Below are 25,717 nucleotides of genomic sequence, written 5' to 3' on the forward strand. Positions count from 1 at the left end.
GCTACTCCGTGATGATCGCCGGGTCGCTCACACCCGGGCGCCCGTTCTCGACGTGTCCCGCGAAGCGCCGCAGGAACGCCGGGTCGGCGTCGGACGTGACCGTCACGTCGTACCAGCGGCGGCTCGCCGACAGGTCGACGACGTGCTTGACCGTCGAACCGGGGCGCACCTTCAGGGTCTTCGTGCGGCCCGTGTAGCCGTTGGCCAGCTTCAGCTGCGCGGTGCCGGAGCCGGTGTTGGTGAAGGTGAGCACGACGTCGTCACCGAAGTGCCGGGCGGTGACCTCCGGGCCGGCCACCTTGTTCGCGCCCTTGAAGGCGCGCACGAAGCCGTTGGGGCCGTGCACGGTCAGGTCGTAGGAGCCCTTGGAGTACGCCGAGTTCCAGGTGTCGGAGATGCTCTTGCCGGCCTCGGTGGTGTACTGCCAGGGCCCGTCGGTGCGGTTGCCGGAGGTGACCAGGAACGCGGCACCGGCCTTGGCGCCGGAGGCGAAGGTCAGCGTGAACTTCCCGGTGGCCGCGTCCACCGCACCGTCGACCAGCGGGGCGTACTTCAGCGGGCGGGCCCGGCGCAGGCCCCGCTCCTGCTTCGGCATGTCCGGGTCGGCCGGCGGCGTCGGCCGGTAGTCGGGGTGGCGCTCGCGGTCCGGCGGCTCGTAGGCGTCGGTGTCGGGCAGCGCGGTCGGCTTGGTGTCCTTGCGGGAGAAGTCGAACGCCGACGTCAGGTCACCGCAGATGGCGCGCCGCCAGGGCGAGATGTTCGGCTCCTCGACGCCGAAGCGGCGCTCCATGAAGCGGACGATCGAGGTGTGGTCGAGGGTCTCGGAGCAGACGTAACCGCCCTTGCTCCACGGCGAGACGACCAGCATCGGCACGCGCGGGCCGAGACCGTAGGGGCCGGCTGGGCGCTTGCTGTCGCCCGGGTAGAGGTCCAGGGAGACGTCGACCGTGGACTTGCCCTGCGCGGCGGACTTCGGCGGCAGCGGCGGCACCACGTGGTCGAAGAAGCCGTCGTTCTCGTCGTACGTGATGAACAGGGCCGTCTTCGCCCACACCTCGGGGTTGGAGGTGAGCGCGTCCAGGACCTTGGCGATGTACCAGGCGCCGTAGTTCGTCGGCCAGTTGGAGTGCTCGGTGAAGGCCTCGGGGGCGGCGATCCAGGAGATCTGCGGCAGCCGGTCGGCCTTGACGTCCGCCAGGAGCTGGTCGAAGTAGCCGTCGCCGTTCTTGACGTCGGTGCCGGTGCGGGCCTTGTCGTACCAGGGGTCGCCGGGCTTGGCGTTCCGGTACTTGTTGAAGTACAGCAGCGAGTTGTCGCCGTAGTTGCCGCGGTAGGCGTCGTTGATCCAGCCCCACGAGCCGGCCGCGTCCAGGCCGTCGCCGATGTCCTGGTAGATCTTCCAGGAGATGCCGGCCTGCTCCAGACGCTCGGGGTACGTCGTCCAGTCGTAGCCCAGCTCGTCGTTGCCGAGGACCGGGCCGCCGCCCTTGCCGTCGTTGCCCGTGTAGCCGGACCACATGTAGTAGCGGTTCGGGTCGGTGGAGCCGATGAACGAGCAGTGGTAGGCGTCGCACACCGTGAAGGTGTCGGCGAGGGCGTAGTGGAACGGGATGTCCTCGCGGGTCAGGTACGCCATGGTCGTGGTGCCCTTGGCGGGCAGCCACTTGTCGTACTTGCCCCCGTTGTAGGCCTGCTGGCCGTCGTTCCAGCCGTGCGGCAGGCCCTCCAGGAACTGCATACCGAGGTCGTCGGCGTCCGGGTGGAAGGGCAGCACTTCCTTGCCGCCGTCCGCCTGGTGCCAGATCGACTTGCCGTTGTCGAGCGTCACGGGGCGCGGGTCCCCGAAGCCGCGGACGCCGCGCAGCCTGCCGAAGTAGTGGTCAAAGGAACGGTTCTCCTGCATCAGGACGACGATGTGCTCGACGTCCTCGATCGTCCCCTTGCGGTGGTTGGCCGGCAGTGCGGCGGCCCGCTCGATGCTGCTCGCCAGGGCGGTGAAGGCCGTGGTGGCCCCCGCGATCTGGAGGAACTTGCGCCGGTTGACTTCGGGCATGAGTGAGGGACCTCTCGTCCTGAGGGAGTTCTACCGGCCGGGTGATGACGGAATGCGCGCGGAAGGAGTGTTCCAAGAGCACCAAACGTCAGGGAAGGGTCTGATGGCGCCCTTGTGAAAGTCGTGAGTACGCGGGGTGCGTCAGGGAGTGTCTCCGTCATTCCGGGCGTCATGTGGCGAAACGGCACGGGCCTCCCGGGTGCCGCGCAGGTCGGCCTCGATCCGGGCCACCGTGGCCCGCAGATGTGGCAGCAGATCCCGGCGTACGGAGGCGACCGACGTACGGCCGGCGTGCACGGCGATGTTCACGGCGGCGACGACCGTCCCGTCCCGGTCGCGCACCGGCGCGGCCACCGAGCGCAGCCCTTCCTCCAGTTCCTGGTCGACGAGCGCGTAGCCCTGCCGGCGCACCCGGCGCAGTTCGGCGCGCAGGGCGTCCGGCGAGGTGATCGTGCGGCCGGTCAGCGGACGCAGCTCGGCGCGGGCCAGCCGGGCGTCGAGCTCCTCCTCGGGCAGATGCGCGACGATCACCCGGCCCACCGAGGTGACGTGCGCCGGGAAACGGGTCCCCACGGTGATCGTCTCGGACATGATCCGGCGGGCCGGGACCCGCGCCACGTACACCACCTCGTCACCGTCCAGCACGCACAGCGAGGACGACTCCCGCAGTTCGGCGACGAGCCGCTCCAGATGCGGGGTGGCGAGCTGCGGCAGGGTGAGCCCGGCGAGGTAGGAGTAGCCGAGTTCCAGCACCCGTGGGGTGAGCCGGAAGAGGCGGCCGTCGGTGTGGACGTAGCCGAGGTCGACCAGGGTCAGCAGCAGCCGGCGGGCGGCGGCGCGGGTGAGTCCGCAGGCACGGGCGACCTCGCTGAGGGTGCGGGCGGGATGCTCGGCGTCGAAGGAGCGGATCACCGCGAGGCCGCGTTCGAAGGACCTCACGAAGTGCGGTGCGCGGACTGCGGCGGACATGGTCGCCTCCCGTGATGGATTGTCAACAACCTTGTACGACAAGGGCATTGACCCGACGGTCGTGGTGGTTCTACTTTCCGGCTGAGTACCGAATGAGCACCACTGTGCGCTGTGCGCACAGCCTGTCGGAACACCGTTGCCCGTGCGTTGCCCGTACAGGAGGAGCCATGCGTCGTCCACTCGCCGGTCTCATCGCCGGTGCCCTGCTGCTCGTCACGGCGGCCTGCGGCGCCTCCGACGACTCCGCGTCGCCCGGGAGTTCCGGCTCCGGCGGCATCACCACGGTCAAGGTGGGGCTGATCCCCATCGTCGACGTGGCCCCGCTCTACCTCGGCCAGCAGCGGGGCATCTTCGCCAAGCACGGCCTGAAACTGGAGATGAGCCCGGCACAGGGCGGCGCCGCGATCGTGCCCGGAGTGGTCAGCGGCCAGTTCCAGTTCGGGTTCTCCAACATGACCTCGCTGATGATCGCCCAGTCCACGAACGTGCCCGTCCAGGCCGTCGTCAACGGCATCGCCTCGACCGGCGTGCGGGGCAAGGACTTCGGCGCCATCACCGTGCAGCAGGACAGCGACATCAGGACGGCGAAGGACCTTCAGGGCAGGAAGGTCGCCATCAACACGCTGAAGAACATCAACGAGACCGCCGTGCGGGCCTCGGTCACCAAGGCGGGCGGCGACCCGGACCAGGTGGAGTTCGTCGAGCTGGCCTTCGACCAGATGCCGGCCGCCCTCGACGGCGGGCGGATCGACGCCGCCATGGTCGTCGAACCGGCGCTCGCCACCGTCAAGAGCCAGGGCGGCCGCGAGATCACCTCGCCGTTCATCGACGTGGCGCCGGACCTCACCATCGCCATGTACTTCACCTCGACGCGGTACGCGCAGCAGAACCCTCAGGTCGTGAAGAAGTTCCAGGACGCCACCGCCGAGTCCCTCGCGTACGCCGACTCCCACCCGCAGGAGGTCCGCGAGATCGTCACCACGTACACCAAGATCCCGCCGGACGTGCTGGAGCAGGTGACCCTGCCGAAGTGGCCGGCGGAGCCGAACCGCGCCTCCATCGAGGCGCTGATGAAGCTCGGCCAGGCCGACGGCCTGTTCAAGTCCACCCCTGACCTGGACAAGCTGCTGCCGTGAGGGCCACGAACGCCGCACTGGGCGCGGCCGGGCTCGCGGCCTTCCTCGCCCTGGGCGAGGCGGTGCCGCGCCTAGGCCTGGTCGAGGACGCCTACTTCCCGCCCACCAGCCGCATCGCCGACGCCCTCGGCGCGGAGCTCGCGGAGGGCACCTTCTGGACGGCCCTCGGCGACACCCTCACCGGCTGGGCGCTCGGCCTCGCGATCGCGGTGGGCGCCGGAATCCTGGCCGGGGTGGTGCTCTCGATCGTGCCGTATCTGCGCGAGGCGACGGCCTCGACGATCGAGTTCCTGCGCCCGATCCCGTCCGTGGCGCTGATCCCGCTCGCCGTCCTGCTCTACGGCACGGAGCTCCGCTCGGTCCTCCTCCTCGTCGTGTACGCCGCGTTCTGGCAGGTACTGATCCAGGTCCTGTACGGCGTCCAGGACGTCGACCCCGTCGCCGACGAGACGGCACGGTCGTACGGTCTCGGCACCTGGGCCCGCATCCGGCACGTGCTGTGGCCGAGCGCGCTGCCGTACGTCATGACCGGCGTGCGACTGGCCGCGGCCGTCGCGCTGATCCTCGCCCTCACCGCCGAACTCGTCATCGGCGCCCCGGGTCTGGGCGCGCGCATCGCGGTCGCGCAGACCTCGCAGGCGGTGCCAGAGATGTACGCGCTGATCGTGGTCACGGGTCTGCTCGGGCTGCTGATCAACGTGGGCGCGCGGACGGTGGAGCGGCGGGCGCTGGCCTGGCACCAGTCGGTGCGCGGGGAGGTGACGGTGTGAGCCGCGTCCTGCCGCGTCTCGTCCTGGTGGTCGCCCTGCCCGCCGTACTCGTCACGGTGTGGTGGCTGGCCTCCGCCGGGAGTACGAACGTGTACTGGCCGCCGCTGCGGACGATCCTTCAGGCGTTTCCTGACGTGTGGACCGGCGAGCGGCTGCGGGCCGACGTGCTGCCCAGCCTGCTGCGGCTGGCGGGCGGGTACGCGACGGCGGCCGTGGTGGGCGTGGCGCTGGGCACGCTGATCGGGTCGTCCCCGTGGGTGCGGGCGGTGTGCGAGCCGGTCCTGGAGTTTCTGCGGGCGGTCCCGCCACCCGTGCTCGTGCCGGTCATCATGCTGTTCGCGGGTATCGGCGACATCATGAAGGTCGCGGTCATCGCGAGCGGCTGTGTCTGGCCGGTCCTGCTCAACACCGTCGAGGGCGTGCGGGCGGTGGACGCGGTGACGGCTCAGACGGCCCGCTCGTACGGCATCACGGGCGTGGCCCGGCTGCGGCACGTGGTGCTGCGCTCGGCGAGCCCGCAGATCTTCGCGGGACTGCGGCAGGCGCTGTCCGTCGGGATCATCCTCATGGTCATCAGCGAGATGTTCGCCGCGAGCAACGGGCTCGGCTTCACCATCGTGCAGTTCCAGCGCGGCTTCGCGATCCCCGACATGTGGACCGGGATCCTGCTTCTCGGGCTGCTCGGCTTTCTGCTCTCCGTGGTCTTCCGATTGGTCGAGCGGCGGGCGCTCGGCTGGTACCACGGGCTGCGCGCATCCTCCCGGCGGTCCCGGTGACCCATCCGAAAGGGCGGACCATGCTCGACGTACGCGGACTGAAGAAGGTGTACGAGGGGTCCGGACGGCGCGTGGAGGCGGTGCGCGACCTCACCTTCACCGTCGAGGCCGGTGAACTGGTCTGCCTCGTCGGCCCGTCCGGCTGCGGCAAGACGACCCTGCTGAAGTGCGTGGGCGGGCTGCTCACGCCGACGGCCGGCCAGGTGCGGCTGGCGGGACGGGCGGTGAGCGGGCCGCCGCCCGGGATGGCGTTCGTGTTCCAGGAGTACGGGCGGAGCCTGTTCCCCTGGATGCGGGTCGGTGAGAACGTCGAACTGCCGTTGAAACAGAAGGGCTTGAGCAAGCGGGATCGTCGCGCACTGGTCGCGGACGCGCTCGACTCGGTCGGGCTCACGGAGGCCGCCGGGGCGTATCCCTGGCAGTTGTCCGGCGGTATGCAGCAGCGGGTGGCCATCGCCCGGGCGCTGGCGTACGAGCCGGACGTGCTGCTGATGGACGAGCCGTTCGCGGCGGTGGACGCGCAGACCCGGGCCGACCTGGAGGATCTGGTGCGGCGGCTGTGGCGGGAGCGCGGGATGACGATCCTGTTCGTCACCCACGACATCGACGAGGCCGTGTACCTCGGTCAACGGGTGCTCGTGCTGTCCGCCTCCCCCACCGTCGTACAGGAGCAGCTGAAGGTCGATCTGCCGGACGCGCGCGACCAGGTGCGCACACGGGTGTCCCCGCGCTTCGCCGACCTGCGCACCCATGTGTACGAGCAGGTGCAGGCGGCGAAGCGCGGGGTGTCCGTGGCCAAGAGGGAGGCTAGGACAGATACGCCTCCACCTCACTGAACTGGCCCGCCGGCCAGCCGGTGTTGGCGGTCACGTGCAGCCGCAGATAGCGCAGGTTCGTGCCGCTGGGCAGCGAGACGGTGACCGTGTTGCCGGTCGCCGGGTCGAAGCGGTGGCCCTGGGAGCCGACCACCGTGGAGTAGGACGAGCCGTCGGTGCTGCCCTGCACGGAGAAGGTCTGGGTACGGGCGCCCCAGGCCGGGGAGGGCGGCAGCTTCAGGACGAGTCGGCGGACGGCCTGCGGGGAGCCGAGGTCGACGGTCAGGGCCTGCGGGAAGGCGTGGTTCGCCGACTCCCAGTAGCTGTTCGCGTCGCCGTCGACCGCCTTGCCCGCCGTGTACACGTCCTGGTGGCCGGTCGCGGTGGCCTGGCGGCCCAGGGCGAGGTTGCGGGTGGGGTCGGGGTCCGGGTTGCCCTGGCCGGGCTGGGGCCAGGTCGAGCAGTCCGACCAGGTGCTGCTCCAGCCCGAGTTGCCGCCGCCGTCGGTGAGGGTGAAGGTGCCGGAACCGGTCGGGTAGGGGCAGTTGTAGATGCCCGCGGCGCCGACGCCGGTGGCGGTGACGTTGCGGAAGGTGGCGGCGCCCTGGGTCTCGGCCTGGACGACGACCGTGCCGGTGTTGCGGACGGTGGCGCCGTCCACGGTGACGTTCTTCGCGGCGAAGCCGCGCCCACTGCCCGAGACGAACTCGAAGGCGCTGTAGGGGCTGTCGGTGATCGTCGTGTTGGTGATCCGGACGTTCGCCTCGATGGCGCTGTCGTACGAGTCGACGCGCAGCGCGCTCATCGGGTGGTTCCAGTTGGGGTTCATCGCGCCCGTGCGCACGAGCGTGTTGCCGTCGACCGTGATCGTGCCGGCCAGCGGGTGGAAGGGGTCGAGGAACTTCTGGTTGGAGATCGCGATGCCGCTGCCGAGGGCGTTGGTGTCGGAGATCAGGTTGTTGCTGACGGTGATGTCGGTGCCGCCGTAGATCGCGATGCCGTTGGCGAGGTTCGGCTGGGTGATCGTGTTGTTCTCGAAGCTGCTGTTGGTGTCGGGCGAGTGCAGCGACCACATGGCGAGGGCGTCGTCGCCCTGGTTGCGCAGGAAGTTGTTGCGGACCTTGACCCCGCGCGCGTTGCCGTTGAGGTTGAGGCCGTCGGCGGTCATGTCGAGGAAGCGGCTGTTCTCGACGACCAGGTTGTCGTTGTTGCCCATCAGCCACAGGCCGACCTTGAGGTGCTGCAGCCACATGCCGGAGACCGAACTGTTCGGGCCCAGCGACCCGTTGACGAAGTTGTCCGGGTTGGAGTCGACGCGCTCGGTCACCTCGCCGATGACGGCGAAGTTCTTGATGTGCACGTTGCCGGAGCTGCTGGACTGGTCGATGAAGCGGGAGGTGCGCACGACCGAGTGCCAGTGACCGGCGCCCTGGAGGGTGACGTTCTGTACGCCGTTCAGGGACGAGGTCAGCCGGTACTCACCCGGCGGGATCCACACCACCCCGCCCTGTGCGGCGGCGATGGCGTTGCGGAAGGCCTGGGTGGAGTCGCCCTGACCGGTCGGGTCGGCGCCGTGCGAGACGACGGAGACCGACCCGGCGGGCTGGCCGACGGGCCCGGCGGCCTGCTCGAAGTCGGCGACGTCGACGGTGACCTGCGTGCCGGTCGCCTCGAACGCCACCTTGTCGCCGGCCTGCACGTTCTGGCCGAGCAGCAGCCGGGCGTTGTCGTAGAAGTGGTGGGTCCTCGCGCCCGGGATCCAGGGGGTGTCGACGTACGAGTACTTGGACGTGACGGCGATGGTCTTCGCCAGCCTGGTGCCGTTGACGTAGACGTTCAGCGTGCCGGACTGGCCGTCGGGGACGCTGTAGGCGACGTTCACGGCGTTGGCCGCGCGGGGCACGGTGAACTCGACGCGCTGGCCGGCGGTGAGGCGTACCGCCTGGCGGCCGGAGGCCTCCGAGGCGAGGGTGCCCTGGGTGTAGTCGGGGCCGATCTTCGCGCCGGTGGTGGTGGCGGACTCGGCCTCGACGGACGTGAAGGGCAGGGTGGCGCCCGCGGCGGCGTGGGCGGTGGGTGCGCCGAGGGCGACGAGCATGCCGGCGGCCAGGGCGACGGTCGTCGCGACGGCCGATGATCTGAGCGTGTGCCTGTGCATGTGCTGATCCCTTCGTGTTGGGGGTGACGGGGATAGCGCCTCGCGGTGTCAGGTACGCAGCCACACCGCGGTGTCCTTCGGCAGTCGGCCCTGGTCGTCCAACGGGCCGCTGCCGAGCAGAAGTTCTGTGTGCGCGGGCAGGTCGGCGGGGGTGTCGGCGAGGTTCACCAGGCACGTCACGCCGTCCGCGCGGGTGAAGGCGAGGACGCCGTCCGGGGCGGGCAGCCAGGTCAGGGGGCCGTCGCCGAAGACGGGGCGGAGACGGATCGCGTGGCGGTAGAGGCCGAGCATCGAGGCCGGGTCCTGGGCCTGACGGTCGGCGGCGTACGACGCCCAGTCAGCGGGCTGGGGCAGCCACGGCTCTCCGCCGAACCCCGCGTGCGGCGCGTCGGCGACCCACGGCAGCGGCACCCGGCAGCCGTCCCGGCCCGGGTCGGTGCCGCCGGAGCGGAAGTGCATCGGGTCCTCGATGCGGTCGCGCGGGATGTCGGCCTCGGGCAGGCCCAGTTCCTCGCCCTGGTAGACGTAGACCGCGCCGGGCAGCGCCAGCGAGAGCAGGGCGGCGGCGCGGGCGCGGCGGGTGCCGAGGGCGAGGTCGGTGGGGGTGCCGAAGGCCTTGGTGGCGAAGTCGAAGGCGGTGTCCTCGCGGCCGTAGCGGGTGACCGTGCGGGTCACGTCGTGGTTGCACAGCACCCAGGTGGCGGGCGCGCCGACCGGTGCGTGCTCGGCGAGCGTCTCGTCGATCGAGGTGCGCAGGCGGTCGGCGTCCCAGGGGCAGGAGAGGAAGGAGAAGTTGAAGGCGGTGTGGAGTTCGTCGGGGCGCAGATAGCGGGCGAAGCGTTCGGTGTCGGGGAGCCAGACCTCGCCGACGAAGATGCCGCCGTGCTCGTCGGCGATCCGCCGCCAGGAGCGGTAGACGTCGTGGAGTTCGTCGCGGTCGACGTACGGGTGCGGGTCGCGGCCCTCAACGAAGTCCGGCAGCCGGGGGTCCTTGACGAGGAGGGCCGCGGAGTCGATACGAACGCCGGCGACTCCGCGCTCGAACCAGAACCGCAGGATGTCCTCGTGTTCCTGGCGGACGGCCGGGTGGGACCAGTTGAGGTCGGGCTGCTCGGGGGCGAAGAGGTGGAGGTACCAGTCGCCGTCGGGCAGCCGGGTCCAGGCGGGTCCGCCGAACTCGGACCGCCAGTCGTTCGGCGGCAGCTCACCCCGGCCTTCGCGGAAGTGGAACAGTTCCCGCTCCGGGCCGCCCCGCAGCGCCGCCCGGAACCAGACGTGCTGGTCGGACACATGGTTCGGCACGATGTCGACGATCGTGCGGATGCCCAGTTCGCGGGCCTCGGCGATCAGCTTCTCCGCCTCGGCGAGGGTGCCGAAGGCCGGGTCGATGGCTCGGTAGTCGGCGACGTCGTAGCCGCCGTCCTTCAGCGGTGACAGGTACCAGGGCGTGAACCACAGCGCGTCCACGCCGAGGTCGGCGAGGTACGGCAGGCGGGCGCGGACGCCCGCGAGGTCGCCGGTGCCGTCGCCGTCGCCGTCCGCGAAGCTGCGGACGTACACCTGGTAGATGACGGCCGTCCGCCACCAGTCGGTCTGCGTGAGGGCATGGGTGGGCTGTCCCACTGTGCCTGCCTTTCTGTGTCGGTGAGGGGCGGTGTCAGCCCTTCGTGCTGCCCGCGCTGATTCCGGCGATGATGTGGCGCTGGAAGATCAGGAACATCGCGACCATCGGGATGCTGGCGATCACCATCGCGGCGATGAGCACGGTCAGCTGGATGTTCTGCGACAACTGCACGAGTGCCACGCTGATCGGCTGCTTGTCGGTGTCCGAGAAGACCATCAACGGCCACAGGAAGTCCTGCCAGACCGCGACCAGCGCGAAGATCGACACGACGCCGAGCACCGGCCGCGACATGGGCAGCACGATCGACCACAGGGTGCGCAGCTTCCCGGCGCCGTCGATCTCGGCGGCCTCCAGCACATCACGCGGGATCTGGTCGAAGAACCGCTTCAGGAGGTAGAGGTTGAAGGCGTTGGCGACCGCCGGCAGCCAGATGGCGAGGGGGTCGTTGAGCAGGCCCAGATCGGCGACCGTCAGGTACTTCGGTACGACGAGGGCCTGGGCCGGGACCATGAGCGTGGCGAGGATGCCGCCGAGGATCACCTTTCCGAACACCGGCCTCAGCTTGGACAGGGCGTAGGCGGCGGCCGTGCACAGCACCAGCTGGAACAGCCAGGCGCCGGCCGCCTGGACCACCGTGTTCCACAGGTGGGTCGGCAGCTGCATCAGGTCCCAGGCGTCGGTGTAGCCGCGGAGGTGCCACTCCTTCGGGACGAGGGTGGGCGGGGTCTGCGCCACCTCGTCGGGCGACTTCATCGCGCCGGTCGCCATCCAGTACACGGGGAACAGGAAGGCGAGCGCGAAGAGCAGCACAACGGAGGTGAAGACCGTCCAGTAGACGGCACGGCCGCGCGGGCGGGCCAGGGCGGCCGGGGAGACAAGGGTGCGGGTGCTGCTCATGCGTCCTCCCCTTCGGAGCGGGTGAGCCGCAGATAGATCGCGGAGAAGATGCCGAGGAAGACGAGCAGCATCACGCTGAGGGCGCAGGCGCCGCCGAAGTCGTTGTAGAGGAAGGCGTACTTGTAGATGAGGTACAGGACGGTGACCGTGGCGTTCTCCGGGCCGCCGCCGGTGATGACGAACGGCTCGGTGAAGACCTGCATGGTGGCGATGATCTGCAGGAGCATCAGCATCAGGATCACGAACCGGGTCTGCGGGATCGTGACGTGCCGTACGCGTTGCAGCAGGTTCGCGCCGTCCAGCTCGGCCGCCTCGTACAGCTCGCCGGGGATGGACTGCAGGGCGGCCAGGTAGATCAGGACCGTGCCGCCCATGTTGGCCCAGGTGGCGACGATGACGAGGGAGACCAGGGCGGTGTCGGCGCCGTTGGACCAGTTCGACGTGGGCAGGTGCAGAAAGCGCAGCACCTCGTTGGCGAGGCCGGTGCCGGGGTCGTAGAACCACTTCCACAGCAGGGCGCTGACCACCGGCGGGATCATCACCGGGAGGTAGACGACCACCCGGAAGAAGGCCTTGGCGTGCCGGAGTTCGTTGAGGACCAGCGCCAGCACGAAGGGGATCGCGAAGCCGATCAGCAGGGCGAGCAGGGTGAAGGTGAGGGTGTTGCGCCAGGCGGCGGCGAACTCCGGGTCGTCGAGGACGCGGGTGAAGTTGGCGGTGCCGACCCACTCGGGCGGGGCGCCCGGCGTGTACTTCTGGAAGGCGATCACGATGGCGCGGAGCGCCGGGTACCAGGAGAACAGGCCGAAGCAGACGAGGCCGCCGAGCAGGAAGGCGTAGGCGCGCAGCTGGTCCGGTAGGCGACGCCCGGCACCTCGTTCGGGAGGCTTCGCCCGCACCGGGCGGACCGTGACCTTCTCCACGGTCCGCCGCTGAGCCGTCTTGGTCATCGCGGGTCAGCCCCGGGCCAGGATGCCGTCGATCTTGCCGGAGGCGTCCTTGAGGAGCTGGTCGATGTCGGCGTCCTCCTTGGTGAGGACGGCCGAGACCACACCGTCGAGGACGGAGTAGATCTGCTGGGCGTTCGGCGGCTCGATCTTCATCTCCAGGCTCTGGTTGCCGTCGAGGAACGCCTGGTAGTTCTCCACCGGCACGTTGGCGTTGGCCTCCTTGACCTGCTGGTCCTTGTCGTCGGCTGCGCCGCTGAACAGGCGCGGTTCGGGCAGGCCGACCGGCGCGTCGTTCTTCTTGGCGCGGACGTAGTCGCCGAGGAAGCCGTCGCCGGGGGTGAGGAACATGTGGTCGAGCCACTTCAGGCCGGCCCGGATCTGCTCGGGGCTCGCCTTCTTGTTGAACATGTAGCCGTCGCCGCCGATGAGGGTGGCCTTGCCGCCGGGCATGGGCGCGATGGCGATGTCCGCGTACTCGGCGCCCTTCTCCTTGACCAGGATGGGGATGTTGTCGGGGGCGGCGAGGTACATGCCGAGCTTGCCGGAGCCCATCATCTGCTGGGCGTCGTTGATGACGAGCAGTTGCTTGCTGCCCATCGAGTCGTCCGTCCACCGCATGTCGTGCAGGGTCTGCAGGACGGCCCGCCCCTCGGGGGTGTCGACGGTGGCCTTCTTGCCGTCGGCGCTGACGACGTCTCCGCCCTGGGAGTACAGCTCGGCGGTGAAGTGCCAGCCGCCCTGGTTCTGGGCGCTGTAGTCGGCGTAGCCGACGGTGCCGTTGCCGAGAGCGGCGATCTTCTTGGCGGCTTCCCGCACCTCGTCCCAGGTCGTCGGCGGCTGGTCGGGGTCGAGGCCGGCCTTCTCGAAGAGTTCGCGGTTGTAGATCAGGCCCATCGAGTAGCCGGTGCGCGGGATGCCGTAGACCTTGCCGTCGACGGTGTAGATGTCGCGCAGCTGCTGCTGGATGGTCTCGTAGCTCTTCAACTCCTTGACGTACGACGTGAGATCGGCCGCCTGGTTGATGTCCACGACGTGCTTGGCGTCGGTGAAGTACGTGTAGAACACGTCCTCCATCTGCCCGCCGGCGAGCTTGGCGTCGAACGTCTTGGGGTCCTGGCAGGGGAACGCGTCGTGCGGGACGACGTCGATGTCCGGGTTGGCCTTCTCGAAGGAGGCGATGTCCTCCTCGAAGAACTGCCGGTCGACCTTGGCGCTCTTGGGCGGCATGCAGTTGACGGTGATGCGGGTCTTCCCGCTCGCCGAGTCGTCCTCGTCGTTCGATCCGCAGGCGGTCAGGGCGAGGGAGGAACACGCCACGAGCGTCAGGAGGGTGCGGCGGAACCCGGTGCTTCTCATCGGTGGACCCCTTTGGGCAGGAGCGGTGGGCGCCGCACACTCAAGCACCGACGACATCGCGCCGCAAGATGTCGCGCAGAATTTGAAATTATTCGACAGAACAGTGGATCTCAGCGGCGAGGTGCCTGCGCGGTGGATCCCCGCACCACCAACTCCGGCTCGAACAGCAGCTCCTCGGCCGCCACGGCACTGCCGCCGATCTGCGCGTTCAGCAGTTCCACGACCGCCCGGCCCATGGACTCGATGGGCTGGCGGACGGTGGTCAGCGGGGGCTCGGTGCAGTTCATCAGCGCGGAGTCGTCGTAGCCGACGACGGAGATCCGTGACGGTACGTCGAGTCCCTTGCGGCGGGCGGCGCGTACGACGCCGAGCGCGAGGGGGTCGCTGGCGCAGATGAAGCCGGTGACGCCGCGGTCGATCAGTCGGGAGGCGGCGGCGTGGCCGCCCTCGATGGAGAAGATGGCCCGCGCCACGTGCTCGTCGGGCAGGTCCCCGGCGACCGCCCGGGCGGCGGCCAGCTTGCGCGCCGACGGCATGTGGTCGCCGGGACCGAGGACCAGACCGATCCGCTCGTGGCCGAGGGAGGCCAGATGCCGCCAGGCCTGCTCCACGGCGACCGCGTCGTCGCAGGAGACGCCGGGGAAGCCGAGGTGCTCGATGGCGGCGTTGACCAGCACGACCGGGATGTTGCGCTCGGCGAGCAGCCGGTAGTGGTCGTGCGGGGCGTCGGCCTGGGCGTACAGACCGCCGGCGAAGACGACGCCGGAGACCTGCTGTTGCAGCAGCAGGGCCACGTAGTCGGCCTCGGAGACACCGCCCTTGGTCTGCGTGCACAGCACCGGGGTCAGCCCGAGCTGGGCGAGCGCGCCGCCGATGACCTCGGCGAACGCCGGGAAGATGGGGTTCTGCAGCTCGGGCAGGACCAGGCCGACCAGGCGGGCGCGTTCGCCGCGCAGCTGGGTGGGGCGCTCGTAGCCGAGCACGTCGAGCGCGGACAGCACGGCCTGCCGGGTGGCTTGGGAGACCCCGGGCTTGCCGTTCAGCACCCGGCTGACCGTGGCCTCACTGACCCCGACCTTCTTCGCCACTTCCGCAAGTCGTCGTGTCATGCGCGCAAGAGTAGCGCAAGCGACGCAAGTCGCTTGCGTTCAAGGACGTGACGTCGACCCCTGCTCGGCGTGGGCGACCCCCGGCCCGACCGTGGCGCCGTCGGCGACCTGAACGCCGACGGTGCCCGGTCAGGCCTCGGGGGTGGTGGGCACCACCGTGAGATGGCTCGCGGTACGGCGGTCGCGGGACCGGCGGCGCGGGGCGGGCGTGGGCCGGCGCGGCTCGCGCAGCACCATCGTGAGCCGGGTGCAGCCCATGTCCTGCATGGTCTTCGGGGTCTCGGCGACGATCCGGCAGTCGGTGGCGCCCCAGCGCGGGTCGGGGTGCAGCAGCGGACGGACCGCCCCGTCGTGCTCGACGGCCGCCTCGCCGACCGCGCGCACCCAGTGCGGCAGCCCGTGCCGGTAGGCGGCCTCCATGATGGGGTCCTGCGCGATCTCCCGGCGGATGGCCTGCAAGGCGTGGTCGTGGCCGTGCAGCTCCAGAGCGGCGGCGAAGTGCGCCAGCATCGGCAGGCACCAGCGCGACTCGTGCTCGCCGAGCACACTGGAGGCGTCCGGGTGGAACAGTACGAACCTCAGGAAGTTGTCACCCGGCATGGCCGTCGGGTGCGGCGCGATCCCGCGGAAGAGCGACGCGAACGCGCTGTTGGCCAGGACGACGTCCCAGCGGTGGTCGACGACGAGGGACGGAAAGGGCACGGCCTCCATGAAGGTGGCGTAGTCCTGGAGATACGACCGGGCCTCGGGATCCTCGGGGACGGACCGCAACGCGGACCGCTGCCCTCCTGCCTGCTGTGCCATCGGGAGGTCACCCCTCTTGCCTATGGGCCTTCACGCGGCGCCTTGATCCTGCTGCCCCGAAGCTTGCTGTGTCAACTATCGTGGCATTTCATGCCCGTTGACGGCTGAAATTGGCCACAGTTGTGGCGAGACCTGGATGTGAGTTCGAAGCACCCGCTACTCTCCGGGAAGTTCACGGCAACCACTCGCGAGAAGTACGTGAGACGAGAAGTACGTGAGAGACGTAGGAGACCTGTCGGTGACGGATGGCTACGAGGTTCCCGGCGCCGCGGCGACGGCCACCCTGCCGGCCGTGATCGCCCGCGTCACCGCGCTCGCCGACCGGCTCGGCGTGCCGCACGCGGAGGTCTTCGACACCGCCCGGCTCTCGGTGGCCTGCGGTGTTCCCGAGCCTGTGGTCAGGGACCTGCTGCGCGGCCGCCCGGCGGGCGAGCCCGATGTGCAGGCACGGTTTCTGCAACGCCTTGACCTGCTGCGCCGCACCCGGCTGAAACCCACCGGACGCAAGTACACCCAGCAGGAGATCGCCGACGGCGCCGGGATGTCGCGGCAACAGGCGGGCGCCCTCATCAACGGCGACCGGCGGCCCACCATGGAGCACTGCGACGCCATCCAGCGTTTCTTCCGGGTGCGCGCCGGCTTCCTCACGGCCGAGGACCCCGAGGCGCTCGCGGACACGCTCCAGCGCACCGAGCAGGAACTGCTGCAGAAGCTCGCCGACCGGGAGCGGGAGGCGGCCGCCGCGGCCGACGACCCGCTGGAGCGGCTGCTCCAGGACCACGGCGTGCGCGGGATCGCCTGGCGGGCCGCCCAACTTCCCACCGACCAGCACCGCGACAAGGTCGCCGAGTGGCTGGACATGCTCCTGGAGAGCGTCAAGCGGCCCGAGTCGTGATCCGGGAGAGAACTGTGGGCATCGGTAAGGAAATGCGCCGTCTGTGCGGCGAACTGGTCGCGGAGCTGACCCTGCCCGCGCCGGCGCGGCCCGCCGACCTGTACGCCGCGCTGTGCGACGCGATGAGTAGACGCCGTGGCCGCCCCGTCCACTTCCGTACGGCCGCCTTCCCGGTCGGCACGGCCAGCGGGCTGTGGCTGGACATGGCCGACCAGGACCTCGTGGTCATCGAGGAACGCACCGCCCCCGACCACCAGTTGGTGATCCTGGGGCACGAGTTGTGGCACATGAAGGCCGGGCACTGCAGCCATCACGTCGAGGGCGCCGCCGTCGCGGCCCGCTTACTCGACGACAACGCCGACCTCCAGGCGACCGTCCTGAAGGTCGCCGCCCGCACCCGCTTCGACCTCGCCGACGAGAAGGAGGCGGAGCGCTTCGGACTGCTGCTCGCCAGCAAGTGCCGTACCTGGCTCGCCGGTTCGGCGCTTCGAGGGCCGGTGCAGCGCGATCATCTGGCGGGGCGGATCGAGGCGTCGTTGGGCTACGTCGGGCCGCAGCACTAGGTTGCGCTGAGCGGGCGAACCGGGTCGCGGTCGAGGCGGATTGTCAGTGGTGGACGGCAAGCTGGGAGTGCGCCGTCGAATGTGGGGGCGTACGTGCCGTCCGGGCGCGTGTTGCGACGACGAGGCCGGGAGAGCCGACCGATGCCCACTGCCGTACTGACCGACCGGGAACGCACCGCCGTGCAGGCCTATCTGCGCCTGCTGCACACCGTACGAGCGGCGTTCGACACCGCGGCCGGCCCGCCGGACGCATGTCGACCACCCGTCGTCCCGCCCGCCGTCCTCGCCGAGGCGGAACAGGCCTTGGCGGAAGCGGGTCTGACGGGCAATGAGGAGGAGTTCTTCCGCCTGCTGCAGAGCTGGTGCCCGGAGTACTGAGGGCGGACGACGGCCGCACGCCGTCAGGCGTGCGGCACCGTCACCGACGTCGCCACCAGCCCCCGCTGGACCGTCCAGCGGCCGTCGAAGGAGCCGATGCGGCGGCCGCCGACCAGGGGACCGGGGACGAGAAGCTCGGCGTGGAAACGGCCGTGCGGCGCCCCGTCGGGGCCGACGACGAACTCTATGTCGGCCTCGGAGAAGTCCAGCCACTTCCGGGTGAGCGGGAACCACGCCTTGTAGACGGACTCCTTGGCGCTGAACAGCAGGCGCTCCCAGTGGACGCCCGGATGGCGGGCGGTCAGCCGACGCAACCGGTCCTGCTCGCTCGGCAGGGCCACGGCCTCCAGCACGCCCTCCGGAAGCGGCGCGTGCGGTTCGGCGTCGATGCCGAGGGACGCCAGGTCGGTGGCGCGGACCAGCGCGGCGGCGGCGTAGCCCTCGCAGTGGGTCATGCTGCCGACCAGCCCGGCCGGCCAGCCGGGTGCGCCGCGCTCGCCGGGCAGGACGGCCTGCGGGGGCACGCCGAGCTTCTCCATGGCACGGCGGGCACAGGCGCGTACGAGGGCGAACTCGCGCCGCCGTTTGGCGACCGCCCGGGCGACGACCGCCTCCTCCTGCGGGTACAGCGGCGCGGGCTCGGTGCCGTCGTCGCCGTGCACCTCCACGGACACCACCGAGTCGGGCAGCAGTTCCTCGATCACGGCGTCGCGTCCTCCCTCGGCAGAATGCGGCGCAGCCGGCCCGGCGGCTCCTTGCGCTTGCGCCACTCACGCGGATAGCCCACCGACACCTCCTCGAAGCGGACGCCCTCGTGCCAGGTGGTCCGCGGGATGTGCAGATGGCCGTACACCATCGTCTCGACCCGGAACCGGCGGTGCCAGTCGGCCGTCAGCCGCGTACCGCACCACATGGCGAACTCCGGGTACCACAGGACCTCGGTCGGGTGACGGTCCAGCGGGTAGTGGTTGACCAGCACGGTCGGCAGGTCCTCCGGGATCTCGGCGAGCCGCCGCTCGGTCTCCGCGACCCGCGCCCGGCACCAGGCCTCGCGCGTGGGATAGGGGTCGGGGTGCAGCAGGGCCTCGTCGCTGCACACGATCCCGGTCGAGTGCGCGTACGCCAGTCCCTCGTCCTTGGTCGTACAGCCGGCCGGCAGGAAGGAGTAGTCGTACAGCAGGAACAGCGGGGCCACGGCCACCGGGCCGCCGGGGCCCTCCCACACCGGGTACGGGTCCTCGGGTGTCGTCACGCCCAGCTCACGGCACATCTCGACCAGGTGCTCGTAGCGGGCGACGCCACGCAGGGTGACGGAGTCGGACGGGTGGGTCCACAGCTCGTGGTTGCCGGGGGCCCAGATCACCTTGCGGAAGCGGCCCGCGAGGGTTTCGAGCGCCCAGCGCACACTGGCCACGCTCTCCGCCACGTCCCCGGCCACCAGCAGCCAGTCGTCATCGGTCCCGGGGCGCATCCTCTCGACCAGCTCGCGGTTCTCCGCGTACCCGATGTGCAGGTCACTGATGGCCAGCAGCTGTCCGGCACCACCGGCCGTCGATGTCACCTGTAGCCCCTTCCACGATCACATGGTCGTGACCACGAGAGCACATGCGCACCATGGTCGGCAAGGACGACCGGAGTGTAGTGGGGGGATATCAGGAACCCCCGCCAGGGGTGGGTGTGATCGGAAATTCCGTAACCCGCATGTTGCACGCGGCGGGCTCGTGAAGCCGTATGATCGCCCCAACACCACCGCCTCGAACCTCCCTTCACTCAGGGGCGGTTTGGTGTCCCCTCATCCACCCCCAGGCCGGGCCGGCCCCGCTCCGCCGTGCCCGCGAACCGTGAAAGGCGGCCTGCATGGTCTCTCGCGTACGCGTCTGGCTCAACCGCACGTACGCGGAGAACGTGTTCTTCATGGATCAGCTGCGGAGAAATCCCAGCGACCGGGCCGTCGAGATCCATGCCACCCACGGCGACCCCGACTCGCCCGTCCTCGCCGCCGCCGACACAGCCGACCTGGAGCCCGAGGGCCTGTCCCCCGCCGCGTACGTCGAGTTCGCCCTGAACGTGTGCGCCAGGCGTTCGATCGACGTGTTCGTGCCGCGTCTGCACCAGGCGGCGATCGTGGCGCACCGCGCCGAGTTCGAGGCGGTGGGTACGGCGCTGCTGGCGCCGCCGCCGGAGGCCGTGGCCGTCTTCCAGGACAAGGTGATCGCCTACGAGGCGGTGCAGGCGATCGGCGTGCCCGTGCCGCCGTGGTGGCGGGTGCGCGGCGCGGACGAACTCCTGGCGGCCGTCGAGGAGTTGGAGGCGGGCGGGCACAAGGCCTGCTTCAAGCCGGCGTCCGGTGCGGGCGGGGTGGGCTTCCGCGTGATCACGCGCGCCCCTTTCTCGATGCTGCACCTCAACGGGTTCCCGACGCCGTATGTGCAGCTCGACCTGGTGCTCGAGGCGCTGCGGCAGACCGAGGAGCCGGTGGACTGGCTGGTGATGCCGCGGCTGGAGCAGCCGGAGGTGTCCGTCGACTGCCTCACCGGGCGCGACAACGTGGTCCGGCTGGCCGTCGGGCGGACGAAGAGCGGGCGTCGGCGCGGGTTCACGCTGCACGAGCAGGTCGTGGAGCCGGCGCGGCGGATCGCGGAGGGGTTCGGGCTGCACTATCTGTCCAACATCCAGTTCCGGATGTTCGGTGAGCGGCCGGTCCTGATGGATGTCAACGCGCGTCCGGCCGGTGGGTTGCATCAGCTGTCGCTGTGCGGGGTGAACGCGCCGTGGGCTGCGGTGCGGTTGGCGCTCGGCGATGATCCTGGGGTGATCGAGCCGCCGTTTCTCGGACAGGACTACACGGTTGTGGCTGCTCCGCGGCCGGTGCGGGCGGTGTCCGTTCCCGCGCAGCGGGTGGAGGCGGAGGCTGCGGTGTTGCCGACGGCCGTTGCGGAGTCGGCGCCGGTGCAGTCTGCGGCGGAGGTGCTGCCGCTTTAGGGTGGGTGCCGGGTGCGGGTTTGCGGGAGCTGGTCGCGCCCACGCGGCGGAGCCGCACATTTACACAGCCCCGCGCCCCTGATGACCCGGCGTCCCGGCTTCGGTCCCTTGAGTGGCTAGGTCGGGTAGCCCCACGCCTTTGCCAACTCCGCCAAGCGCGGGGGGAGTTCGGACGTCGGGTCGGCTGTTCGGGCGGGCTGGATGCGGCCCGACTTGATGGTGTTGCTCCAGTCGCCGAGCTGGGGGCGGAACGTGCCGTGGTCGCGGTTGCCGTAGTCGAGCATGCCGCTCTCCCACTCGACGCCGAGGTACTCGCACACGCCGCGCGTCGTCTTCTCCGGCTCGGCGGTGAGTTCCTCGTACGTGATCACGTGCGCGCCGTCGAGGTGCCGGCGCGCCTCCTCCAGCTTCTCGGCGTACCCGAGCACCTCGTCGTGGATGGCCTCAAGGTCGGGATCCTGGCGGCGGTCGGTCAGGGAGGCGATGATCGCGCCCGGGTGGCGGAGCAGGAGTATGTAGCGGGCGTTCGGCCAACATCGCTGCAGCCGGGGCCAGATGAGGGTGTTGGGCGGCGTCTTGTCGACGATGACGTCCTTGCCGCTGCGGGTCAGCTCCAGGTGCAGGATGCGGTCCCACAGGACGTGCTCCAGCTCCTGCTTGTCGAGCTGGAGTTCCCGCATGGCGGCCGCGGTGAAGTCGCGGGTGAGCTGCACGTGGACCGTGCGCAGGTGCATCTCGTGCGGGGCGCGGACGCGGCTGTGGCTGTTGAGCAGGACCCGCAGGAGGGTCGAGCCGGAGCGCACCGAGGAGAGCACGAAGACCGGCGAGTCCACCAGTCGGGGGCGCGCGGGGCGATGTACGACGACTTGTCCTGCCCGGCGGTCCGCGGCGAGGGTATGGCGCTCAGGGTCCGGCGCGGTGGGCTCACCGCCTGGATCATCAGCCTCCCTCGACGCCTCAGCCCCTTGCCGATCGAAGACATACGCGGGTCTCGCACCGTGACACCTCTCTCTTGCGCCTGGGCTCCGAATGTCACGGGCATTAGGCGAACTCCAGGTGTCCAAAGGGCAAAGAGCCGGGGCCACGGTTGGCCGTTTTCCGCCCGTGACCTGGCGCTTTTCCACTTCCTTAAAACTTCCTACGAGTTCCTGTCAACCTGCTCGGCGATCGGGGTCAGAACCGGCCCTGTCCGCGGTACAGCTCCAGTTCGCCGTCCAGTTCGACGGCGAGCACGGTGGCGTGCGGGTCGAGGTCGGCCTGGGTAGGCGGCTCGATCCAGAGCACGCCCGGTGTCTCGTGGAGTCCGCCGGTGACGTGGTGGGACAGCTCGGTGCCGGCGCCGAGGACCGTCACCCGACGCACCCGGCTGAGCAGGCCGCGCACGTTGATCTCGGCGCGCGGGGCGTCGAAGAGGGTCAGGTACAGCGTGCGGCGGTCCGGGGCGAGGGTGCTCGGGCCGTAGTGATGCCCGGCGGGCAGGCCCCGCACGGTGCCGTACACGGCCTCCGCGTGCCTGCCGATCCAGGCGCCGAGCCCCTCCAGCCGTTCGGCCTGTTCGACGGGGATGGTGCCGTCCTCGCGGGGGCCGACGCCGAGCAGCAGGTTGCCACCGCCGCCGACGGTCTCGGTGAAGTAGCGGACCAGCTGGGCGACCGACTTGTGGTGGTGGTCGTGGTGCTGGTGCCCCCACGAGTCGTTGATCGTCAGGCACAGCTCCCAGGGGCCCTCGGGCGGGACCACTGGGGCACCCTGTTCGGGTGTGGCGTAGTCGCCCTGGCTGAGCATGCGGGCGTTGAAGACGACGTCCGGCACCTCGGAGCGGATCAGCGCGGCGAGCTCGCGGATGCGCCACTGCTCCTCGCTGCGGTCCCACTCGCCGTCGAACCACATCAGGTCGGGCCGGTAGCGCGAGGTGAGTTCGCGGAGCTGGCCGTCGCGGTAGGCGAGGAAGCGCTCCCAGGCCTCCAGGTCCTCGTCCTCGGCCGGGCATTCCGAGTAGCGGTTGTCCTCCAGCTCCGGTGGCCGGCCCGGCTTGCGCGTGGAGGCGTAGTCGGGGTGGCTCCAGTCGGAGTGCGAGTAGTAGAGGCCGACCTTGAGGCCCTGCTCGCGCAGGGCGTCGGCGTATCCGGCGATCAGGTCGCGGCCCACGTTCAGGTCGCCGTGGGCGGTGTCCCACAGGGCGACGCCGTCGTGGTGGCGGCTGGTCAGTACGGCGTACCGGGCACCGGCGCTCGCGAAGAGCTTCGCCCAGGCGCGCGGGTCGTAGCGGGACGCCGTGAAGCGGTCCAGCTGGGACATGTACCGGTCGTACGGCACGATGTCGTCGTAGAACGACCAGGACTCCTGGACGCCGTCCACGGCGTAGATGCCCCAGTGGACGAAGATCCCCAGCTTGGCGTCGGTGAACCACTGCTGCATGGGCACGGTTCAGCTCCTCCGCAGGCGCAGGGTCAGGATCTGGAAGGGCCGCAGCTCGACGCGCACGGCTCCGGCGTCGACGTCCGCTTCCCCGAGCGGGCGTTCCAGAAGGTCGGTGACCTGAGCGTCCGCGAGCGGGAAGCCGGGGCGCAGGACGCCGGTGGCGCGGCCGCCGCGGGACTCGTAGAGCCGTACGACGACGTCGCCGGACCGGTCGTCGGCGAGCTTCACCGCCTCGACGGTCACGCCCGCGCCGGCCACGGAGACGACGGGCTCGGGGGCGCCCGCCGAGTCCGCGACGCGCAGCGGGAGGTTGAGGGCGTAGCCCTCGGCGACGGCGTCCTCGACGGTCGCTCCGGGCAGCAGCGCGTAGGTGAAGCGGTGGCGGCCCTGGTCCGCCTCCGGGTCCGGGACGCGCGGGGCGCGCACCAGGCTGAGGGCGACGGTGGTGGTCGTACCGCCGTCCTCGCGGACCGTGCGGGAGACGTCGTGGCCGTATGTCGAGTCGTTGAGGACCGCGACGCCGTAACCGGGTTCGCCGATGTGCACCCAGCGGTGGCCGGAGACCTCGAAGCGGGCCGACTCCCAGCTGGTGTTGGTGTGCGTGGGGCGCTGGACGTGTCCGAACTGGATCTCGGCGGAGGAGTGGGGTGCGCGCAGGTCCACCGGGAAGGCCGCCTTGAGGATCTTCTCGGCCTCGTGCCAGTCGATCTCGGTCTCGATGTCGATGCGGGGGCTGCCGGAGCGGAGGGTGATCGTCTGGGTGATCCGCGAACCCCGGCCGAAGGAGCGTTCGACCCTCAGGGCGCCCAGCAGGGGGTCCTGCTCCACGACGGTGACGGACTCGGCGTCCAGCAGGTCGGTGTAGCGGTTCTTGTAGTGCTTGTCGATGTCCCAGGCGTCCCAGTAGTTGGGCAGATCCGTGTGGAGGCGGAGCAGGTTGCCCGGTCCGGCGAGGACCTCGCGGCCCGCGCGCAGGTCGCGGACGGAGGCGAGGGTGCCGTCGTCGGCGAGTTCGACGCGGACCAGGCCGTTGTCGAGGGTGCGGTCGGTGACGGTCACGGGCTGCGGGGGTTCCACCCCGACGAGGGGCGCGCTGCCGCTCCCCGGGACGCTCACGTACCTGGTCTCGCCCTCGGCCGTGCGCACCACCTCGGTCCGCTCGAACGGACTGGTGTTGAACGCCCGCCCCTCCCCCGCGCCCAGGGCCGCGACGGCCTCCCGTGTCAGCGTCTCCAGCTCCCGCGCCACCCGCGCGTACTCCGCCTCCGCCTCGCGGTGCACCCAGGCGATCGACGAGCCCGGCAGGATGTCGTGGAACTGGTGGAGCAGGACCGTCTTCCACAGCCGGTCGAGCCGCTCGTACGGGTAGGAGTAGCCGGGCGCGTGGAGGGCCGCCGTGGTCGCCCACAACTCCGCCTCGCGCAGCCGGTGTTCGCTGCGGCGGTTGCCCTGCTTGGTGCGGGCCTGGGTGGTGTACGTGGCGCGGTGCAGCTCCAGGTAGAGCTCGCCGGCCCAGACCGGGGCGTCCGGGTACTCCGCGCGGGCGGCGGCGAAGAAGGCGTCCGGGTGTTCGATCCGGACCTTCGCCGAGCCTTCCAGGTCGGCCAGGCGCCGGGCGCGTTCCAGCATCTCGCGGGTGGGACCGCCGCCGCCGTCGCCGTGACCGAAGGGCGCCAGGGACGTCGTACCGCGGCCCTTGTCCTGGTAGTTGCGGACGGCGTGAGCCATCTCCTTGCCGGAGAACTCGGCGTTGTAGGTGTCGACGGGCGGGAAGTGGGTGAAGATGCGGGTGCCGTCGATGCCCTCCCACCAGAAGGTGTGGTGCGGGAACTTGTTGGTCTGGTTCCAGGAGATCTTCTGGGTGAGGAACCACTCGTTGCCCGCGAGCTTGGCGAGTTGCGGGTAGGCGGCGGTGTAGCCGAAGGAGTCGGGCAGCCACACGCCCTTGGTCTCGATGCCGAAGTGCTCCATGAAGAAGCGCTTGCCGTGGATCAGCTGGCGGGCCATGGCCTCACCGCCGGGCAGGTTGCCGTCGGCCTCCACCCACATGCCGCCGACCGGGGCCCAGCTGCCGTCGGCGACCGCCTTCTTGATCCGCTCCCACACCTGCGGGTAGTTGTCGCGCACCCACTCGTACTGCTGGGCCTGCGAGCAGGCGAAGACGAACTCGTCGTACTCCTCGGCGAGCGCCGTGACGTTGGAGAAGGTGCGGGAGGTCTTCCGCTTGGTCTCGCGGATCGGCCACAGCCACGCGGAGTCGATGTGCGCGTGGCCGACGGCGGAGAGGGTGTGCGCGCTGGCGTGCGCGGGCTTGGCGAGGACGGGGCAAAGGACCGTGCGGGCGTCGGCCGCCGTACCGGAGATGTCGTCCAGGTCCAGGGCGTCCATCGCCCGGTCCAGGGCGTGCATGATCTCGTGGCGGCGCGGGTCGTGCTCGCCCAGCTCCAGCATCAGTTCACGCAGCACCTGAAGGTCGAGGGAGAGGTGCCAGACCTCCTCGTCGAGGATCGCGAGGTCGGCGCGGCGGAAGGTGTAGAGGGGCTTGTCCCCGGCGGTGCGCACGTCTCCCAGGGGAGTCGGCCCGGCGAAGTCGTTCGCCAGGATGTCGGGGTTCGAGGCCGCCTCGACCAGGTAGTCGACCGACTCCCCGCCTGCGGCCGGGTGGGCGATCGGGACGTACTGGTTCTGCGGGTTGACCGCCTTGAGCGGGGTGCCGTCGGCGCGGTGGACCAGGGCCTCGGCCTGGTTGCCGGGCCAGTCGCCGACGAAGCCGAGGTCGATGACCGCCTCGACGCGCCGGCCGGCCCAGCCGGCGGGGACATGTCCGCGCATGCGGAACCAGGTGGTGCCCCAGGGCGGCCCCCACGGGGTGTCCATGGCGAACGGCTCGTACGGGGCCTCGGCGGCCTGGGCGAACGGGACCGGCTCGCCCGGTGCCTGCCAGGACTCGACCGTGAGCGGGACGGTGGCGGCGTAGATCGCGGGCTTGACGCGCTGGTGGTGGACGCGCTCGACGCGCTCCTCGATCCGGCGGCGTTCGTCGTGCATGGAACTGCCCTCC

22 protein-coding genes are annotated in these 25,717 nt (G+C 70.4%); 8 read left to right on the forward strand and 14 right to left on the reverse strand.

The features are described from left to right. Position 1: 1 nt before the first annotated feature. The gene (locus tag I2W78_RS04030) at positions 2-2,053 is read right to left on the reverse strand and encodes a phosphocholine-specific phospholipase C (RefSeq protein ID WP_196457014.1); all 2,052 of its coding nucleotides are present in this window, start codon (positions 2,051-2,053) and stop codon (positions 2-4) included. Positions 2,054-2,194: 141 nt separating this feature from the next. Further along, entirely contained in the window at positions 2,195-3,022 is an 828-nt protein-coding gene (locus tag I2W78_RS04035; RefSeq protein WP_196457016.1) for an IclR family transcriptional regulator domain-containing protein, read from the reverse strand. A 167-nt stretch (positions 3,023-3,189) separates the two neighbouring features. Between I2W78_RS04035 and I2W78_RS04040 the strand changes: the two genes are divergently transcribed. The 4 genes from I2W78_RS04040 to I2W78_RS04055 are packed head-to-tail and all read left to right on the forward strand — an operon-like array spanning position 3,190 to position 6,540. Continuing rightward, a complete protein-coding gene (locus tag I2W78_RS04040) occupies positions 3,190-4,158 on the forward strand; it encodes an ABC transporter substrate-binding protein (RefSeq protein WP_196457018.1) in 969 nt (322 codons plus the stop codon). Next, complete coding sequence (locus tag I2W78_RS04045; protein ID WP_196457020.1) at positions 4,155-4,928, forward strand: ABC transporter permease; 774 nt, start codon at positions 4,155-4,157, stop codon at positions 4,926-4,928. Before I2W78_RS04040 ends, I2W78_RS04045 begins: the two co-directional genes overlap by 4 nt. Beyond that, on the forward strand, positions 4,925-5,704 hold the full coding sequence (locus I2W78_RS04050; RefSeq protein WP_196457022.1) for an ABC transporter permease: 780 nt from the start codon (positions 4,925-4,927) through the stop codon (positions 5,702-5,704). The genes I2W78_RS04045 and I2W78_RS04050 overlap by 4 nt, the downstream gene beginning before the upstream one ends. A gap of 20 nt (positions 5,705-5,724) precedes the next feature. After that, complete coding sequence (locus I2W78_RS04055) at positions 5,725-6,540, forward strand: ABC transporter ATP-binding protein (protein ID WP_196457024.1); 816 nt, start codon at positions 5,725-5,727, stop codon at positions 6,538-6,540. Here I2W78_RS04055 and I2W78_RS04060 read toward each other — a convergent pair. From I2W78_RS04060 to I2W78_RS04090, 7 genes are all read right to left on the reverse strand, one after another. Then, positions 6,512-8,677 carry a discoidin domain-containing protein gene (locus tag I2W78_RS04060; protein WP_196457026.1) on the reverse strand — a complete coding sequence of 722 codons (2,166 nt, stop codon included), beginning with the start codon at positions 8,675-8,677 and terminating at the stop codon, positions 6,512-6,514. The genes I2W78_RS04055 and I2W78_RS04060 overlap by 29 nt on opposite strands. A 48-nt stretch (positions 8,678-8,725) precedes the next feature. Then, positions 8,726-10,300: a glycoside hydrolase family 13 protein gene (locus I2W78_RS04065; protein ID WP_196457028.1), complete on the reverse strand. Its 1,575-nt coding sequence runs from the start codon at positions 10,298-10,300 to the stop codon at positions 8,726-8,728. Between the two features lie 34 nt (positions 10,301-10,334). After that, the gene (locus I2W78_RS04070) at positions 10,335-11,198 is read right to left on the reverse strand and encodes a carbohydrate ABC transporter permease (RefSeq protein WP_196457030.1); all 864 of its coding nucleotides are present in this window, start codon (positions 11,196-11,198) and stop codon (positions 10,335-10,337) included. Next, positions 11,195-12,148: a carbohydrate ABC transporter permease gene (locus I2W78_RS04075; protein WP_196457032.1), complete on the reverse strand. Its 954-nt coding sequence runs from the start codon at positions 12,146-12,148 to the stop codon at positions 11,195-11,197. Before I2W78_RS04075 ends, I2W78_RS04070 begins: the two co-directional genes overlap by 4 nt. Before the next feature lie 6 nt (positions 12,149-12,154). Next, positions 12,155-13,504: an ABC transporter substrate-binding protein gene (locus tag I2W78_RS04080; protein WP_196457034.1), complete on the reverse strand. Its 1,350-nt coding sequence runs from the start codon at positions 13,502-13,504 to the stop codon at positions 12,155-12,157. A gap of 110 nt (positions 13,505-13,614) precedes the next feature. Beyond that, the gene (locus I2W78_RS04085; protein WP_196457036.1) at positions 13,615-14,613 is read right to left on the reverse strand and encodes a LacI family DNA-binding transcriptional regulator; all 999 of its coding nucleotides are present in this window, start codon (positions 14,611-14,613) and stop codon (positions 13,615-13,617) included. Positions 14,614-14,742: 129 nt separating this feature from the next. Beyond that, positions 14,743-15,417: an MmyB family transcriptional regulator gene (locus tag I2W78_RS04090; RefSeq protein WP_196457038.1), complete on the reverse strand. Its 675-nt coding sequence runs from the start codon at positions 15,415-15,417 to the stop codon at positions 14,743-14,745. Positions 15,418-15,655: 238 nt separating this feature from the next. Between I2W78_RS04090 and I2W78_RS04095 the strand changes: the two genes are divergently transcribed. The 3 genes from I2W78_RS04095 (at position 15,656) to I2W78_RS04105 (ending at position 17,253) form a co-directional block, all read left to right on the forward strand. Further along, positions 15,656-16,312 carry a helix-turn-helix domain-containing protein gene (locus I2W78_RS04095; protein WP_196457040.1) on the forward strand — a complete coding sequence of 219 codons (657 nt, stop codon included), beginning with the start codon at positions 15,656-15,658 and terminating at the stop codon, positions 16,310-16,312. A gap of 32 nt (positions 16,313-16,344) precedes the next feature. Continuing rightward, complete coding sequence (locus I2W78_RS04100; RefSeq protein ID WP_196464397.1) at positions 16,345-16,875, forward strand: toxin-antitoxin system, toxin component; 531 nt, start codon at positions 16,345-16,347, stop codon at positions 16,873-16,875. A 141-nt stretch (positions 16,876-17,016) separates the two neighbouring features. Beyond that, positions 17,017-17,253 carry a hypothetical protein gene (locus tag I2W78_RS04105; protein WP_196457042.1) on the forward strand — a complete coding sequence of 79 codons (237 nt, stop codon included), beginning with the start codon at positions 17,017-17,019 and terminating at the stop codon, positions 17,251-17,253. Positions 17,254-17,276: 23 nt separating this feature from the next. On the opposite strand, the gene I2W78_RS04110 is transcribed toward I2W78_RS04105, so the two are convergent. Both I2W78_RS04110 and I2W78_RS04115 read right to left on the reverse strand, forming a co-directional pair. Beyond that, positions 17,277-17,957: a 4'-phosphopantetheinyl transferase family protein gene (locus tag I2W78_RS04110; protein WP_196457044.1), complete on the reverse strand. Its 681-nt coding sequence runs from the start codon at positions 17,955-17,957 to the stop codon at positions 17,277-17,279. Further along, positions 17,954-18,814: a metallophosphoesterase family protein gene (locus tag I2W78_RS04115; RefSeq protein ID WP_196457046.1), complete on the reverse strand. Its 861-nt coding sequence runs from the start codon at positions 18,812-18,814 to the stop codon at positions 17,954-17,956. Before I2W78_RS04115 ends, I2W78_RS04110 begins: the two co-directional genes overlap by 4 nt. A 296-nt stretch (positions 18,815-19,110) precedes the next feature. Between I2W78_RS04115 and I2W78_RS04120 the strand changes: the two genes are divergently transcribed. Next, positions 19,111-20,235 carry an ATP-grasp domain-containing protein gene (locus I2W78_RS04120; RefSeq protein ID WP_196457048.1) on the forward strand — a complete coding sequence of 375 codons (1,125 nt, stop codon included), beginning with the start codon at positions 19,111-19,113 and terminating at the stop codon, positions 20,233-20,235. 116 nt (positions 20,236-20,351) lie between these two features. On the opposite strand, the gene I2W78_RS04125 is transcribed toward I2W78_RS04120, so the two are convergent. The 3 genes from I2W78_RS04125 to I2W78_RS04135 all read right to left on the reverse strand — a co-directional run bounded on the left by I2W78_RS04125 (position 20,352) and on the right by I2W78_RS04135 (position 25,704). Beyond that, positions 20,352-21,068 carry a sulfotransferase family protein gene (locus I2W78_RS04125; RefSeq protein WP_307783586.1) on the reverse strand — a complete coding sequence of 239 codons (717 nt, stop codon included), beginning with the start codon at positions 21,066-21,068 and terminating at the stop codon, positions 20,352-20,354. Between the two features lie 340 nt (positions 21,069-21,408). Then, a complete protein-coding gene (locus I2W78_RS04130; RefSeq protein ID WP_196457050.1) occupies positions 21,409-22,659 on the reverse strand; it encodes an alpha-L-fucosidase in 1,251 nt (416 codons plus the stop codon). Between the two features lie 3 nt (positions 22,660-22,662). Then, entirely contained in the window at positions 22,663-25,704 is a 3,042-nt protein-coding gene (locus I2W78_RS04135; protein WP_196457052.1) for an alpha-mannosidase, read from the reverse strand. Positions 25,705-25,717 lie beyond the last annotated feature (13 nt).

It is taken from the genome of Streptomyces spinoverrucosus (assembly GCF_015712165.1).
GTDB classification, from domain to species: Bacteria; Actinomycetota; Actinomycetes; order Streptomycetales; family Streptomycetaceae; genus Streptomyces; species Streptomyces spinoverrucosus_A.